Annotated in this window: 9 protein-coding genes and 1 pseudogene; 4 read left to right on the plus strand and 6 right to left on the minus strand. The window is 74.0% G+C overall.

Annotation, left to right across the window (positions count from 1 at the left end; all coding sequences use genetic code 11):
* Positions 1–328 precede the first annotated feature (328 nt).
* Together lhgO and EV567_RS13405 are read right to left on the minus strand one after the other, a co-directional pair.
* Positions 329–1,540, minus strand: coding sequence for an L-2-hydroxyglutarate oxidase (gene lhgO / locus EV567_RS13400; protein ID WP_130439464.1), 1,212 nt, complete (start codon positions 1,538–1,540; stop codon positions 329–331).
* An 85-nt stretch (positions 1,541–1,625) separates the two neighbouring features.
* Complete coding sequence (locus EV567_RS13405; RefSeq protein ID WP_130439466.1) at positions 1,626–3,050, minus strand: MFS transporter; 1,425 nt, start codon at positions 3,048–3,050, stop codon at positions 1,626–1,628.
* A gap of 723 nt (positions 3,051–3,773) precedes the next feature.
* Between EV567_RS13405 and EV567_RS13410 the strand changes: the two genes are divergently transcribed.
* Positions 3,774–5,927, plus strand: a complete 2,154-nt coding sequence (locus EV567_RS13410; protein ID WP_130439468.1) for an asparagine synthase-related protein — start codon at positions 3,774–3,776, stop codon at positions 5,925–5,927.
* 3 nt (positions 5,928–5,930) lie between these two features.
* On the opposite strand, the gene EV567_RS13415 is transcribed toward EV567_RS13410, so the two are convergent.
* The 3 genes and pseudogenes from EV567_RS13415 to EV567_RS13425 form a co-directional block, all read right to left on the minus strand.
* A complete protein-coding gene (locus tag EV567_RS13415; protein ID WP_242620796.1) occupies positions 5,931–7,199 on the minus strand; it encodes an NPCBM/NEW2 domain-containing protein in 1,269 nt (422 codons plus the stop codon).
* A gap of 42 nt (positions 7,200–7,241) precedes the next feature.
* A pseudogene (locus tag EV567_RS13420) lies at positions 7,242–8,429 on the minus strand (RNA polymerase sigma factor); the annotation flags it as partial.
* A 158-nt stretch (positions 8,430–8,587) separates the two neighbouring features.
* Positions 8,588–9,355, minus strand: a complete 768-nt coding sequence (locus EV567_RS13425) for a TetR/AcrR family transcriptional regulator (protein ID WP_130439470.1) — start codon at positions 9,353–9,355, stop codon at positions 8,588–8,590.
* 380 nt (positions 9,356–9,735) lie between these two features.
* On the opposite strand from EV567_RS13425, the gene EV567_RS13430 reads away from it, so the two are divergent.
* Both EV567_RS13430 and EV567_RS13435 read left to right on the plus strand, forming a co-directional pair.
* A complete protein-coding gene (locus tag EV567_RS13430) occupies positions 9,736–11,112 on the plus strand; it encodes an NAD(P)/FAD-dependent oxidoreductase (RefSeq protein WP_130439472.1) in 1,377 nt (458 codons plus the stop codon).
* Positions 11,113–11,354: 242 nt separating this feature from the next.
* Positions 11,355–13,007 (plus strand): SpoIIE family protein phosphatase, encoded by a 1,653-nt coding sequence (locus EV567_RS13435; RefSeq protein ID WP_130439474.1) that lies wholly within the window; start codon positions 11,355–11,357, stop codon positions 13,005–13,007.
* A 49-nt stretch (positions 13,008–13,056) separates the two neighbouring features.
* Here the strand turns inward: EV567_RS13435 and EV567_RS13440 are convergent, their stop codons facing one another.
* Positions 13,057–14,319 carry an MFS transporter gene (locus EV567_RS13440; RefSeq protein ID WP_207228763.1) on the minus strand — a complete coding sequence of 421 codons (1,263 nt, stop codon included), beginning with the start codon at positions 14,317–14,319 and terminating at the stop codon, positions 13,057–13,059.
* Positions 14,320–14,487: 168 nt separating this feature from the next.
* On the opposite strand from EV567_RS13440, the gene EV567_RS13445 reads away from it, so the two are divergent.
* The gene (locus tag EV567_RS13445; protein ID WP_130439478.1) at positions 14,488–15,051 is read left to right on the plus strand and encodes a MarR family winged helix-turn-helix transcriptional regulator; all 564 of its coding nucleotides are present in this window, start codon (positions 14,488–14,490) and stop codon (positions 15,049–15,051) included.
* The last annotated feature ends 392 nt before the right edge of the window (positions 15,052–15,443 follow it).

The following is a 15,443-nucleotide window of genomic DNA, read 5'->3' on the forward strand; positions in this document are numbered from 1 at the left end:
GCAGGCGCAGCACGCCGGCTCACCGGGGCCGCAGCTTGCCGGCTCGGATGGGCCCGGCAGCCCGGACTCATGGAGCCCGGAACAGGTCCGCTCCCGCAGGCGCAGCACGCGAGCTCACCGGGGCCGCAGCTGCCGGCTCGGATGCCGCCCAGCAGACCGGACTAGTGGAGCCGCATTCTTTCGGCCCCCGGGCCGCAGCGCACCGGCCTGCGGGGCGGCAGTCGGTCGGCCCCCCCCCCGGTCCGCTGTCGGTCGGCTCCCAGGGCCCCGCGCCGGCCCGTTGCCCGGTGCCCCGGCAGACCCGGCCCACGAGCCCTAGCGGAACCCCTCACGCCGTCCCCAGTGCGCCGAGGGCTCTGCGGGCCACCTCTCGGCCGATCGGGAGGGAGGCTGTCGCTGCGGGGGAGGGGGCGTTCAGTACGTGGATCGTGCGGGGGGTCTCGCGGATCAGGAAGTCGTCGACCAGGGTGCCGTCCCGCAGCACCGCCTGGGCGCGGACGCCGGCCGGCGCGGGCACCAGGTCCGCTTCCTCCACCGCCGGCAGCAGCCGCCGTACCGCGTCGACGAACGCGCCCTTCGACACCGACCGCCGCAGCTCGCCCACCCCGTACCGCCAGTGCCGCCGGCCCATCCGCCACACCCCCGGCCAGGCCGCCGTGGCCGCCGCCTCCCGGGGGCGGACGACACCCCAGTCGTACCCCTCCCGGGCCAGCGCGGGGACCGCGTTGGGGCCGACGTGTACCTCGCCGTCGATCCCGCGCGTGAGGTGCACCCCGAGGAACGGGAACGCCGGATCCGGCACCGGATACACCAGACCCCGCACCAGGGAGGGGCGCGCCAGCTCGTAGTACTCCCCCCGGAACGGCACGATCCGCACCCCGGGCTCGTCCCCGGCGAGCCGGGCGACCTCGTCGCAGTACAGGCCGGCGCAGTTCACCAGCACCCGCCCGCGGACGACGTCCCCGCGGGAGGTGCGCACGGCGACGCCCCGATCCGGACGACGGTCGACCCGCACGACCCGCGCGCCGTAGCGGATCTCCGCCTCCGACGCCTCGCCCAGTTGCCGGGCGACCGCGGTGTAGTCGCAGACGCCGGTCGTGCGCACATGGATGGCGGCGAGGCCGCGCACCTCCGGCTCGTACTCCGTGATCTGGGCGGGGCCCAGCTCGCGCACCGGGATGCCGTTCTCCCGGCCGCGCTGCACGAGCGCGTGGAGCCGGGGCAGCTCGGCCCGGTCGGTGGCGACGATCAGCTTGCCGGTGACGGCGTGCGGGATGCCGTACTCCGCGCAGAACTTGATCATCTCGGCGGCGCCTCGCACCGCGTACCGCGCCTTGAGCGAGCCGGGCCGGTAGTAGATCCCGCTGTGGATGACCCCGCTGTTGCGCCCCGTCTGGTGCCGGGCCGGCCCGGGCTCCTTCTCCAGCACCGTCACCCGTGTCCCCGGCGCGGCCCGCGTGATCGCGTGCGCCGTCGACAGCCCGACGATGCCGCCCCCGACGACGAGCACATCGCAGTCGTACGCCACCACCTGCACCACCTCCGCCTCCGATAGTGCCCTGCGCCACTGACAGTCACTTCAAACGCCGGGAGGTACAGCGCCTCGAGCCACGCTCGACGGAGTGCTACGCCGGAGTCATCAGCAGGGGCCGGGCCCTCTCCCGCAGCTCCACCACGCGCGGCTCGTCGCCGTACGGCTCCAGGCGGTGCAGGAGGTCCTTGACGTACTCGGTGGTGCGCGCCGAGGAGATCCGCCCGGCCACCTCCACCGCGCGCACCCCCTGCTCGCAGGCGGCGTCGAGGTTGCCGGACTCCAGCTCGGCGACGGCCGAGACGACGAGCCTGAGCCCGTGCGAGCGCACGAACTCCTCCGTCGGCTTCGACAGCGCCTGCTCGGTGAAGCGGCGCACCTGGCGCGGCGCCTTCAGGTCGCGGTAGCACTCGGCGGCGTCGGCGGCGAAGCGGTCGTAGGAGTAGAAGCCGAGCCACGACGGGTCCTGGTCACCGTCGCGGGCGCGCTCCAGCCAGCTCTCGGCGGCCTTGAGGGCCGCACCGGCGGCCGGGGCGTCCCCCGCGCGCGCGTGGGCGCGTGCCTCGACCAGGCGGAAGAAGCTCATCGTGCGGGCGGTGGCCAGTCCCCGGTTGCGCTCCAGGGCGGCCTGGGCGAGGTCGACGCCCTCGTCGCCGAAGCCGCGGTAGGTCGCCTGAAGGGACATGGACGCCAGGACGTAGCCCCCGAGGGGGACGTCGGCGGCGGCACGCGCGAGGCGCAGCGCCTGGATGTAGTAGCGCTGGGCGGCTTCCTGCTGGCCGGTGTCGAAGGCCATCCAGCCGGCGAGGCGCGTGAGTTCGGCGGAGGCGCCGAACAGGGCCCGGCCGACCTCGTCGGAATAGGAGCCGAGCAGCAGCGGGGCCGCCTCCACGCGCAGGCACTCCGGCACCATCGACGAACGCCAGTCGCCGCCGCCGTACTTGGAGTCCCAGCGGCGGGCGTCCTCGGCGGCCTCGCGCAGTTTCTGCACGTCGCTGTGGCCGACCTTGAGCGGTGCGCCGGAGCCGTCGCCGGAGTTCGCTTCGCGCGCCACCGAACTGTCGGCCGGGGTTATCAGCCACCGTGAGGCGGGCGTCGCGTACGCGCTTACTGCGAACGAACCGGCCAGTGACTGCCAGATGCCCCCGGTGCCGGCGCGCCGGCCGGCGAGGTCGAGGCGGTACAGGTCGGTCGCCGAGCGCACCGCCTGGCCGACGTCTCTGGGGAAGGCGAGGCCGACTTCGGGCGCGGGGTCCGCGTCCGCGAGGCCGATCTCGTGCAGCGGCACCGGGCGGCCGAGCTTCTGCCCGATCGCGGCCGCGATGAGGTGCGGCGCGGCGCCCTGCGGCACCATGCCCTTCGACACCCAGCGCGCGACGGACGTCTTGTCGTAGCGGAGCGTCAACCCGCGTTGGGCTCCGAGATCGTTGACACGTCGGGCGAGTCCGGCGTTGCTGATTCCCGCGAGGGCGAGAACGGCGCCGAGCTTTTCGTTCGGCCCGCGTTGCTCCCTGGACATTGCGCCACCCCTCGACACAGACGGCTGCCGCGCTGGCATAACCACGCGGCATTCGTAAACCCAGCGTAGTTCGCCGCATCCCAAGCGTTAAGGGGCATTCTTCCGGTTGGCGGGATTGTGGTCCGTACGCGAGTGCGGGCGTCGGCACGGACGGTTGCGGCGTGCTCCCGCCATGTGGCCGTGCGCCCGCCCGTGCGCTCTTCTGCGGCCCACAGGAGAGCGGTTCCATGGTCGTGCGTGGGTCGGCCCGCTGTACTGGATCCAGTGGGCTGGGGGATGCCGCCGCCACAATCCCCGCGGGCGGCGGAGCGGTCCGGGGGGCGTTTTCCGCCCTCCGGATCGGCGCGCCCGGCCGAGGGCGCGGTTGTGTACGGAGCGTGTGCGAGGCTGCGTCAAGAGCCTCCGCGCGTGCCGGATTTGGCCGAAAATCGACCCTGTGTTCCGCTGGCGTTCGCGCCCCTCACCATGGAAATCGACGGCGCACGCGGCGGTTTGAGGGAGCGTGCAGGGGGCGCATTCGTGTCGCGCACGCCGGGGCGTGTGCGACTGCCGGCGCTCCCCGCGCGGGAGTTCGCGCAACGCTCCCGGTCGGCGCGGGGGCGCGCCAGGGGCGCACTTCCGGGGATCGCAAGCGGCGTCACCTCCTTCTGCGGCGCGCTCTTCGTGGCAGCATGTGAACCGTTCGTACGGTGCACTGGTTGTCCACAGCATGTGGAGGCGTCGATGCGGTGGTTGGTGGGATGGAGCAGCGCCGCCACGGGAGCCACCGGCCCCGGCGCCCCCGGGACGGGGAGCATCGGCGGCCACGGCGGCTACGGCGGTCCTGAGGTCTACGCCGGCGAGGACGGCGGACGGATCGGCCACGACGGCGAGACCCTCCACCCCGTGGGCTCCCGGCTTCTGTGGGGTGACCCCGACCCGCTGTGGGCGGTCGGTGACTGGCGCCCCGACGAGGTCCGCGTCGTCCGTGCCGACGCCCAGACCCGCGTAGCCGTCCTCGGCACCTGCGGCGCCACCGACGAACAGCTGCGCGTGGGCCTGTTCGCCGCGCGCGGAGGGGCACTTCGGCATCTGACGGCCTGGCCGGGCAGCTACACCGCGGTCGTCCAGGTCGGACGCCGCATCACCGTCTGCGGCGATCTGGCGGGCGCGCGCCCGGTGTTCCACACCCCCTGGGCCGGCGGCACCGCCTACGCGACGGCCGCCCTGCCGCTGGCCGACCTCATCGAGGCCAACCTCGACTTCGGCCACCTGGCCGCCCTGCTCGCCGCCCCCGACGTCCCGGCCGCGGTCCACGACTCCACCCCCTACGACGGCGTACGACGGATTCCGCCGGGGCACGCGCTCATCCTGCGCGCCGGGGCGCGCGAGGTCGCCGGGTACGAGCAGGTCGCCTCGCTCGCCGTGGCCGCCGCCCCCGTCGACCCCGACAGCGCGGTGGACGCCGTACGCGACGCGCTCGTAGAAGCGGTACGCGCGCGTCTGTCCGCGCCGCGCCACGTCCCCGACATCGATCCCGGGCCGGTGCCCGGAATGGGGCCCGCCGAGCGACGCGCCGCGCGCGGGATGCCCGTGCCGGGCATCGGCGCCGACCTCTCCGGCGGCCCCGCCTCCACCACCCTCGCGCTGCTCGCCGCCGGCCTGCCCGGCATGCCGGGCACCGTCCTGGGCCACGGCACGGGCGCCGGTGAACGTCTGCTGGCCGTCACCTTCAACGACCTGGCCGTCGGCGGCCACGAAGCGGAACTGGAGCGCGCCGGCGCCCTCGCGGCCGGCCCGCGCCTGCACCACGTCGTCGTCCCCGGCGGCGAGGAGACCCTGCCGTACGCCGATCTAGACGGGCCGCTGACCGACGAGCCAGGGGCGAGCCTGGTGACCGCCGCCCGGCACCGCGCGCGCCTCGCCGCGGGCAGCGCCGACCACTTCACCGGGTACGGCGCCCGGCAGGTCCTCGACGCCCACCCGGCGCGGCTGGCCGACCTGCTGATGGACCGCAAGAGACGCCACCTCGTGCGCCCCGTCGCCGCCCTCACCAAGGCGGACGGCTCCGTGTTCGTCCCCGCGCGCGTGTACGGCGCCGCCCGAAGACTCGCCCGCACGCCCTACCGGGCGGGCGTGGAGAACCTCGCCGACCGGCTCCTGCACCGCCGTTTCGACGACCCCGGGGACGCGGCGGGAGCCGTCGGGGCCTCCCTGGCGGCCCTCGCCTGGGGCGGACCGGGGCCCGCCGCACGCTGGCTGACCGGCGAGGCACTCGCTGAAGTATCGGTTCGTCTCCAGAGCACGGCCCACCGGGCCGGGGTGGGGCCCGGCCAGCGCCCCGGCGACTACCGCGCGCGTGCGGCGCTGGCGCGGTACGCGGCGGACCTGCGCATCCTGGAGCAGGCCGCAGAACTGCGCTCCCAGCGGCTGCACACGCCGTTCCTCGACAACCAGGTCGTCCGCGCCTGCCGCGCCCTGCCGGAGACCCTGCGCGTGCAGCCGGGGGCGCGGGCCGCGATCCTGCGCACCGTGCTGAAGGGGGCCGGCGTCGCCGAACTGCCGACCGGCTGGGGCGCGCCCTCCCAGGCCTCCACCGCCGCGGCGGCCCGAGCGGGCCTGCGCATGGCCACGGACCCGCTGCTCGCCCTCTTCGACGCTCCTCTGCTCGCCGAGGCCGGCCTGGTGGAGGCCCGCGTCGTCCGCAAGGCGCTGCGCGGGGCGGCCGCAGGCGAACCCCTGCCGCTGGACGGCCTCGCCGACCTCGTCTCCCTCGAACTGTGGCTGCGTCGCCTCCTCGCCCGTAGGGGCACCTGCTGGACGGGTACTCCGGCCCGCTCCCGCGCGGTCCCGGCGGGTATCGCCCCGCAGCGGCGGGCGGTGTCCTCCGGCGGGTGAACCTCAGGAACAGGTGAACCGCGACTCCGCCCAGTCGGCCAGGACCACGGTGCCGAGGCCGCGGCGCGGCTCGACCTCCAGCCGGACGGTCCTGCGGCCGGCGAGATCCACATGGACGGGTACGGCGGGCTCGCCGCCCTCCAGCGCACCGGACGTCCACAGCGGGACTCCGTCGGCGTGGACGGCGAAGGAGACGCCGCCGATGCGCCGCGTCAGGTCGTCCACGCCCACCAGGGCGTCGAACGCCGTGCAGGCGCGGTTCAGCTCGACGGTCACCGAGGAGTCGCCGTGCACGGTCACGCCCGAGTCGCGCTGCCACACCCAACTGCTCCGGGCGAGCCGGATCTCGGGGCGGGAACCGTCGCCCACGAGGTCGAAGTCGAGCTCGTTGAACCGGAAGACGGAGGGAGCCGGGGCGGGCGGGGGCGGTGTGGGGGTGGGCGTCGGGGTCGGGGTGGGTGCGGAGGACGGCGGCTGGGCCGCCGGGACCGCCGAAGGCTCTGGGACGGTCGACGTGGACGTGGGCTCGACCGCGTGGACGGGAAGGATCTCCGCCGGTCCGGAAAGGGGTTCTTCCCGCGCCACCGACGGGCGGCCGGACGTCGGCGACGGCGTGAGCGGCGGCTGTGCCGGGCTGGGCGTCACCTCCTCCGGAAGAACGACCGGCGCCGAGACGGAGGGCGTTGCCTCAGGCCGCTCACCGGGACCGTCGTCACCGACAAGGGCGAGAACGACCACCGCGACGGCGGCGACGGCCACCACCCCGGCGGCGACACCGGCCTTGACGGCCCCACCGGCCACCACGCCGCCGTTCGCGAATGGCCCAGCGGCCCCGGCGCCACCGTTCGTGAGGGCCCCCGCGGCCCCGGCCGACGCGCCGCTTCCCCCGACACCCGCCGCCGAAGAGCCCCCACCCCCTACGGCAGCCCCGCCGACGCCGCTGCCTGCTGTGATGCCTGCGCCGGTGGCACCGCCGGCGCCGCCGAGGCTGCCGACTGCGCTGCCTGTCGTGACGCCCGCACCTGTGGCACCGCCAGCCCCGGCACCCGCCGCGCCGACGACACCGCCGCCTGCCGTGAGGCCCGCACTTGCCGCTCCTGCCGTCCCGGCGCCTGCCGCACCGGCGGTTCCCGTCGCCCCGCCCGCGGTTGCGAGGCCCGCGCCTGTCACGCCGGCCGCAGCCCCAGCGGCTCCCGTCGCCCCGGGGCCTGCCGCGATGCCGGCCCCCGTGGCGCCGGCAGCCCCGCCGCCTGCTGTGGCCCCCGTCGCCATGCCGCCCGCGGCCGTGCCTACGCCGCCAGTTGCAACCCCACCCGCGCCGCTCGTTGCAGCCGCACCCGCGCCGCCCGCTGCCGCGCCCCCTGCCGCGGCGGCTCCGGTTCCCCCGCCGCCTACCGTCCCCGTGGCCCCCGTCGCCGTACCGCCCGCGGCCGCACCCGCGCCGCCGGTTGCAGCCCCGCCCGCAGTCATGCCCGCGCCGCCCGCTGCCGCGCCCGCGCCCGCGCCCCCCGCCAGGATCGCCGCCGCCTTGGCGTAGCCCGATGCACCGAGCCAGCCGAGTACGGCCAGAGGGACGACCGCGGGGATCGTACCGGCGACCTCCTCGAGTTGGAGGGCCGCCAGCCGGCACCTCGCGCACTCGTCCAGGTGCCTGCTCAGGCCCCGTTCGGCGCGGGTGCGCAGGCGACGGCGGGCGTAGGCGCCGAGCCGGTCGGCGTAGCGGGCGCACTCCTCGTCGCTCATGAGGGTGGCGTTCACGTGAGCCTGGAGATACGCCTGCTTGAGGCCCTCGCGGGCCCGACTGGCCAGGACGCGCGTGCCGTTGGCGTCGAGGCCGAAGAGCGTGGCGACCTCGCTCGGCGACTCGTCCTCGACCTCGGTGTGCCACAACACGGCCTGCCAGCGCTCCGGCAGCGAGCGGAAGGCCCGCATCGCCATGGACCGCTCCGCCTCGTGCATCGCGCTCACGTCGGCGCCCTCGTCGAGGGTGTCGTGCCCGGAGGTCTCGGCCGAGCGGGCCGCCCGATCCGCGAACACCGCGAAGTCGTCGACGAGTTGCTCCCGCCTGGCCGATTGCGCCCACCCCGCGGCGACGCGCCGGACACAGGTGAGCAGATAAGCGCGTACGGCGTGCCGGGGTCCCGAACCGCCGCGCACCGCCTGGAGCATCCGCGCGAAGACCTCGGCGGTGAGGTCGTCGGCGGTGTGGGCGTCGTGGCAGCACGTGCGCGCGTAGCGGCGTACGGCGTCGGCGTGACGGCGGTACAGCTCCTCGTACGCCGTGCCGTCGCCCGCGCTCATCCGGGCGACGAGGTCGCCGTCGGCCGGCGGGGTCTCCCGCGGCGCCGGGATGTCGCCGTCGCGCCGCTCGCGCTGGGGCGGGACACCGCCCGCGGAGAAGGCCCCCGCGCGTCCGTCCCGGCCGGGAGCCAGCGGTGAGATCCGCCCCCTGGCCCGTGCGTCACCGTCGTCCTGTGAGGCGTCCCGCCCGCCAACGCTCATCGCGCAAAGCCCCCGCCGCCCGCACAACCGGTCCCGATCACGGCGTCAGAGTGCCACACCGGAGTCGGCCCGCCGACCGCGCGAAAACACGAAAGTGCGGGTCGGGGCGGGAACGCCGAAACGTCCCCGCCCCACAATCACCCGATCGGAGCAACCCGTCAGGAAGAGGGCCGCGACCGCAGCCCCTCCAGCAGGATGTCCAGCAGGCGTGCCGAAGCCGCCGCCTGCTGCGCCGCGTCCGGCAGCGAGGGCGCCGCCGTCGCGATCACCAGCAGTACGTCCGACACCGACACGTCCGGCCGCAGCTCGCCCGCTGCCCGGGCCCGCTCCACGAGCTGGCCCACCACGTCGAGCAGCGCCGCCGCCCCGGCGTCGTCCAGGACGGAAGACGAGCTCGCCTCGGACACCAGCCGCAGCTCACCCGCGGCCGACTGGGACCGCTGCTGCGGCACCCGTGCCAGATCCGCGGCGGGCGCGTCGTCGCCGTCCTCGGCGACCCCGACCCGCAGCACCTGCGGCGGCAGCAGCCGCCCGGCGCCCGACGCCACCGACGTCCGCAGGAAGCGCGACAGCGCCGACCACGGCTCGTCCTCCTGCCCCAGCGCGGCCCGCGCCTGGTCCGTCAGCCGGGAGGTCTCCTCCTCGGCTATCCGCCGGACCAGCACGTCCTTGCTGGGGAACCGCCGGTACACCGTGCCGACGCCGACGCGCGCGCGGCGCGCCACGTCCTCCATCGGCGCGCCGTAGCCCAGCTCGCCGAACACCTCACGAGCCGCGCGCAGCACGTGCTCGAGATTGCGCTGTGCGTCCACGCGCAGCGGCGTGGTCCGCGGGCCGTCCCCGCGTCCGTTGCCCACCGCCGCGCTCACCGCGCCGCCGGGTGCAAGGGCGGACGCGGACGACCAATGCGTGTCCTGAATGTGCATGAATGATCCCCCGGTAATGACGTCTCCCCCCGGAGACACTCCCCGCCATCGAAAGCCGGAGTGCGCGAAGAGGGGACCGCGACCGGCGGACCCGCTCGCCGCGGACCCGACGAGCGCTTCCCCCTGACACCCCGTCGACACACGAACATAGTTGAGAGGCAGTCAATTCAGAAGGGGCAGGTTCCGCACGGAGCGCCCCCCGATCGGAGCACGGGCCGTATACGTCCCGATTGCGCCCCTTCCCGCCCCCCAGCGCACCCACGCTGACCTGCACATATGTCAGGAACGTCGGTGTTTCGGCCAACCCGCCGCGCGCCACGGAACCGGTCACACAAATTGTCGGGCCTGTGGACAAACTCCGGCGACGGGTGCGTCATGGGATGGTGAAGGAACGTGCGCGCATTCTCGTTGTCGGCGGCGGCTACGTCGGGATGTACACGGCCCTGCGGCTCCAGCAGAAGCTGAAACGGGAACTCGGCCGCGGCGAGGCCGAGATCACCGTCGTCACTCCCGACCCGTACATGACCTACCAGCCGTTCCTGCCCGAGGCCGCCGCCGGCGCCGTCTCGCCCCGCCATGTCGTCGTCCCGCTGCGCCGCGTTCTGCCGCACTGCCGGATCATCGTCGGTGAGGCCACCGCCGTCGACCACGCCGCGCGCACCGCCACCGTGCGCACCCTCGCGAGCGAGGAGGACAGCACCGGCGCGCTGCGGCTGACGTACGACGAGCTCGTCCTCGCGCCAGGATCCGTCTCCCGCACGCTCCCCGTCCCCGGGCTCGCCGACCACGCCATCGGCTTCAAGACCGTCGAAGAGGCCATCGGCCTGCGCAACCACGTCATCGAACAGATGGACATCGCCTCCTCCACCCGCGACCACGCGATCCGCGACGCCGCCCTCACCTTCGTCTTCGTCGGCGGCGGCTACGCCGGCGTCGAGGCGCTCGCCGAACTGGAGGACATGGCCCGCTACACCACGCGCTACTACCACAACGTCACGCCCGAAGACATGAGGTGGATCCTCGTCGAGGCCTCCGACCGGATCCTGCCGGAAGTCGGCGAGGACATGGGCCGCTACACGGTCAGCGAACTGCGCCGCCGCAACATCGACGTCCGTCTCGGCACCCGGTTGGAATCCTGCGCCGACCGTGTCGCCGTCCTCAGCGACGGCGCCCGCTTCCCCACCCGCACCGTCGTGTGGACGGCCGGCGTCAAACCCGCCCCGCTCCTCGCCGCCACCGACCTCCCCCTGACCGCGCAGGGCCGCCTCAGGTGCACCCCCGAGCTGACGATCGACGGCGTCACGCACGCGTGGGCCGCGGGAGACGCCGCCGCCGTCCCCGACGTCACCGCGGAACCGGGCAAGGTCACCGCCCCCAACGCCCAGCACGCCCTGCGGCAGGCCAAGCTCCTCGGCGACAACATCGCGCGCTCCCTGCGCGGCGAGCCCCTGCGCACGTACTCCCACAAGTACGTCGGCTCGGTCGCCTCACTGGGCCTGCACAAGGGCGTCGCCCACGTCTACGGACGCAAACTCAAGGGCTACCCGGCCTGGTTCATGCACCGCGCCTACCACCTCAGCCGCGTCCCCACGTTCAACCGCAAGGCACGCGTGCTCGCCGAGTGGACGCTGGCGGGACTCTTCAAGAGGGAGATCGTCTCCCTCGGCTCACTCGAACACCCGCGCGCAGAGTTCGAACTGGCTGCCGGAGGAAAGCCTTCCGACGAGTCGTCCGGCGACCCGAAGGGGTCGTCCTGAGCCGAATCAGGAACTCCACCGACCGCCCCCACGTCTGACGAATGCCGGTCCGGACGGCGGCCGCACTGCCAGACTGCATCCCGCTTCCCGAGCCCCGGCGGACCACCGCCCATCCCCCGACCACCAGGCCGTCCTCTCTGCTGCAACACCCGGGTGCTGCGACGATGTGCACCGCCGCGCGGCCCCCGGAGCCCAGGCCGGGCCCGGAGCCGGCCGCCGACGACTACGCGAGGCAAGGATTCGTGAACTTCACGCGCTGGAGCGCCCGCCTCCCCGGAACGCAGCGCCGCGCCGCCGCACGAGCCGGGCACACGGTCACCACCCCGGACCGCCGGGGCGAGGGCTCCGTGCCCGCGGCCCGCGCCGAACGACTCACCGACGAACCGCCCCCGGCCCCCGCCGTCGACGAACTCCCGGTCCGTGAGGTCCTCGACCGCGTCCCGGCCCTCGTCGCCCTCGTCCACGGCCCCGACCACCGCCTCGCCTACGTCAACGACGCCTACGCGGCGGCCTTCGGCACCCGCCACCCCGGCGCACCGGCCGCCGAAGCCCTCCCCGAACTGCGCGACCTCGGCCTCATGCCCCTCCTCGACCAGGCGCAGCGCAGCGGCAGACCCCGCACCCTGAAGTCCCGCAAAGCCCCCGACGGGCGCAACTACACCTTCACCTGCACCCCCGTCACGGAGGACGGCGGCAAGTCCGCCGTCCTCGTCTTCGCCACCGACGTCACCGACCACGCCGAAGCCGCCGACCGCCTCAGAGCCAGCGAACGCCGCCAGCGCGAGACCGCCGTCACCCTCCAGCGCTCCCTCCTCCCCCAGGAACTCGAACAACCGGACGACCTGCGCATCGCCGCCACCTACCACCCCGGCGGCACCGAGGCAGCCGTCGGCGGCGACTGGTACGACGTCATCACCCTCGGCGGCGGCCGCACCGCCCTCGTCATCGGCGACGTCATGGGCCGGGGAGTGCGCGCCGCGGCCGTCATGGGCCAGCTCCGCACCGCCGTCCGCGCCTACGCCCGCCTCGACCTCCCTCCGCACGAGGTCCTCCAGCTCCTCGACGGCCTCGCCATGGAGATCGACGCCAACCAGATCGCCACCTGCGTCTACGCCGTCCACGACCCGAACGAGGGACGGCTGCTCTACGCCTCCGCCGGCCACCTGCCCATCCTGGTCCGCGACGAGAACGGCGCCGTCCGGCGCGCCGACGAGCCCACCGGCCCCCCGCTCGGCACCGGCGGCTGGATGCACGCCTCCGGCACCGTCCCTCTCGGCCCCGGCTCCACCGCCGTCCTCTACACCGACGGCCTGGTCGAACGGCGCGACGAGGACCTGGACGACGGCATCGCCGCCCTGGAGCGCGCCCTGGCCGGCGCCACGGGCACCCCCCAGGTGGTCTGCGACCGCCTGGTCCGCTCCGCGGGCGTCACCGCCGACCACGACGACGACGTCGCCGTCCTGGTCCTCCAGCACCCTCACCGCACCGGCGCCGACGGCGAACTCTTCCGCAACGCGGCCCTGGAACTCCTCGGCGGCGTCGAAGCGGCCCCCCGCGCGCGTGCCTTCGCCTCCGGCGTCCTCACCAGCTGGCGCTTCCCCACCGAACTGCACGACCTCGGCGTCCTCGCCGCCAGCGAACTGGTCGCCAACTCCCTCCAGCACGGCACCCCGCCGATGCGCCTGCGCCTGCGCCGCACCGACCGCCGCCTGATCATCGAGGTCACCGACGGAGACGACCACCTCCCGCTCCGCCGCCTCGCCGAACCCGGCGACGAGTCGGGCCGGGGCATCGCGATCGTCGCGACCATCGCCTCCCACTGGGGCAGCAGACGCACCCCCGGCGGCGGCAAGGCGGTGTGGTGCGAGTTCCTGCTGCCCAAAGCAGGCGACTGACGAAAAAGGGGCGGCCGTCGCCCATGACGACGGCCGCCCCTGCCCTGCCTCACGCCTCGGCGGCCACCGGCTCCGCCGCGGCCCCGCCCCGGGCGACCACCCGGTTGCGCGCCTGCCACGGCTGGTCCTGCGCCACGGTGAGCCGCTGCCCCAGCCGCAGCGCCAGCACGCTGATCCCCAGCGAGAACAGCAGGAACGTCACGACGTACGGCGCGTGCAGCGAGGCGCCCATCGGCCCGCCCACGGCCGGCCCCACCGCCAGCGCCAACTGCTTCACCAGGGCGAACGCCGAGTTGTACTGACCCGCCATCCCGGACGGCGCCAGATCGGCGACCAGCGGCGCGACGGTCGGCGACAGCATCGCCTCACCCAGCCCGAACAGCGCGTACGTCGACACGAACGCGGCGGTCGCCATCTCCTGGCTGCCGTGCCCGAGCCCGGCGAACCCGGCGGCGACCCACGCCACGGCCCAGATCAGCCCCACCGCCGCGATCACCCGCGACCGCCTGCGCCGCTCGACGAACTTCAGCACGGCGAACTGCGCGACCACGATCATCGCCGTGTTGGCGGCCAGCGCGGTCCCCAGCGCGGACGTCGAGATCCCGGCGGCCTCCACGCCGTACGCGCTCAGCCCCGACTCGAACTGCCCGTAGCAGGCGAAGAACAGCACGAATCCCAGCACGCACAGCTGCACCATGGCCCGGTTCCCGAGCATCTGCTTCCAGCTCCCTTTCGCCGATCCCCGCGGAGCGTCCTCGACCCGCGGCGCGCGCGGCATCCGCACCGTCACCATCACCACGACCAGCAGCAGGAACATCGCCGCCTCGATCGAGAACAGCAGCGTGAACGACGACACCCGGGTGGCGTCCACGAGATGACCGCCGATGAGCCCGCCGACGCCCAGCCCGAGGTTCTGCAGGAAGAACTGCATGGCGAACGCCCGCGACCGGGTCTCCGCGCTGGAACAGTCCACGATCATCGTGGCCAGCGCCGGCTGCATCACGGCCTGCCCCGCCCCGAGCGCGCCCGCGGCGGCCAGGACGGCGGCGGCGTCGCCCGCGAGCCCCAGGCTCAGCGCACCCACGGCGGCGGTGACCAGGGCGGCGACCAGCACCGGCAGCGGGCCGCGCCGCACGATCGCCCGACCCGCGAACGGCAGCACGATCAACGCGGCCACGGCGAACACGGCGAGCACCAGCCCCGCCGTCATGGCCCCCAGGCCCCGCACCTGCGCCACGTAGACGTACAGGTACGGGACCGTGAAGCCGAGCCCGAACGCGCTGAGTGCGTTGCCCACGTGGATCCGGCGCATCGCTGCGCCCATCGCCCTGGTCACGTTCACCTCTCTCAAGACAGGGGTCAGCCGGTAGATGTCTGACCCAAGGACTTACAACCGAAGACTTCGAAGATAAATTTCGAAGCTAAACAGTACAGCCTCAAGAACTTCGACGCGAACGAGCCCCGTGCGATACTGGCGGCCATGGGCGACACCCCCGACGACACCGCAGGCCTCGACGGCGAACCGACGCTCGAGGAGCAGATCGCCGCCTACCAGCGCGAGTTCCAGGACCTCGACCCCCAGGTCGAGAAGATCGTGTCGGCGCTGTCCCGCCTGAACCGCCGCATGAACGTCGCCTACGGCCGCCAGACCGCCGCGCTCGGCATGAGCAACACGGACTGGGAGGTCCTCAAGGCCCTCGTCCTCTCCGGCGCCCCGTATCGCCTCGGCCCCAGCGACCTCGCCAAGCGACTCGGCCTGACGCCGGCCGCGATGACCCACCGGATCGACCGCATGGTCTCCGAAGGACTGGTGACCCGGGAGCGGGACGAGACCAACCGTGTCCGCGTGATCGTGGAGCTGACGCAGGAGGGCCGGGAGAAGTGGCTGGAGGCGATGAGATCGGCGACCGTCTTCGAGGAGGACCTGCTCCAGGACCTCACCGCGGCGGACCGCACCGCCCTGGGCGAGGTGTTGACCAGGCTCCTGCGCCGGGTGGAGCACGCCCAGCCCGACGCCGGCGGGCGTCTCAGCGACCTCGACTGACCTCGCCGAAAAGACCTTGACAGGGGTGCTTGACATCCCCCGGGCCGATCCGTAAGGTTCTTCGGGTTGCCACGGAGCCGTAACGGTTCCCCGGTAGCACCTCCGCCGCAGAAGCGGCACCTCACACCACAGCAAGATCTCCCAACGGGATTGAATTCGGCGCGCCCGAATTACATTCGATGGGGCATTCGGCAGCTCGATCGCTCTCGATCCTTTCGATCGACTCGATTAGCACTCGCCGGGGCGGATCCGCTAAGGTTTGAGACGTCGGAACGGCCCAACAGCCGGGAAGGCAAGCCCCCTCTGACTGGGAATCAGGGCCGAAAGGATCTGATAGAGTCGGAAACGCCGGAAGGGAAACCGCGAGAGCGGGGAACCGGAAAGCACCGAGG

Source organism: Streptomyces sp. BK239 (assembly GCF_004217285.1).
Taxonomy (GTDB): Bacteria; Actinomycetota; Actinomycetes; order Streptomycetales; family Streptomycetaceae; genus Streptomyces.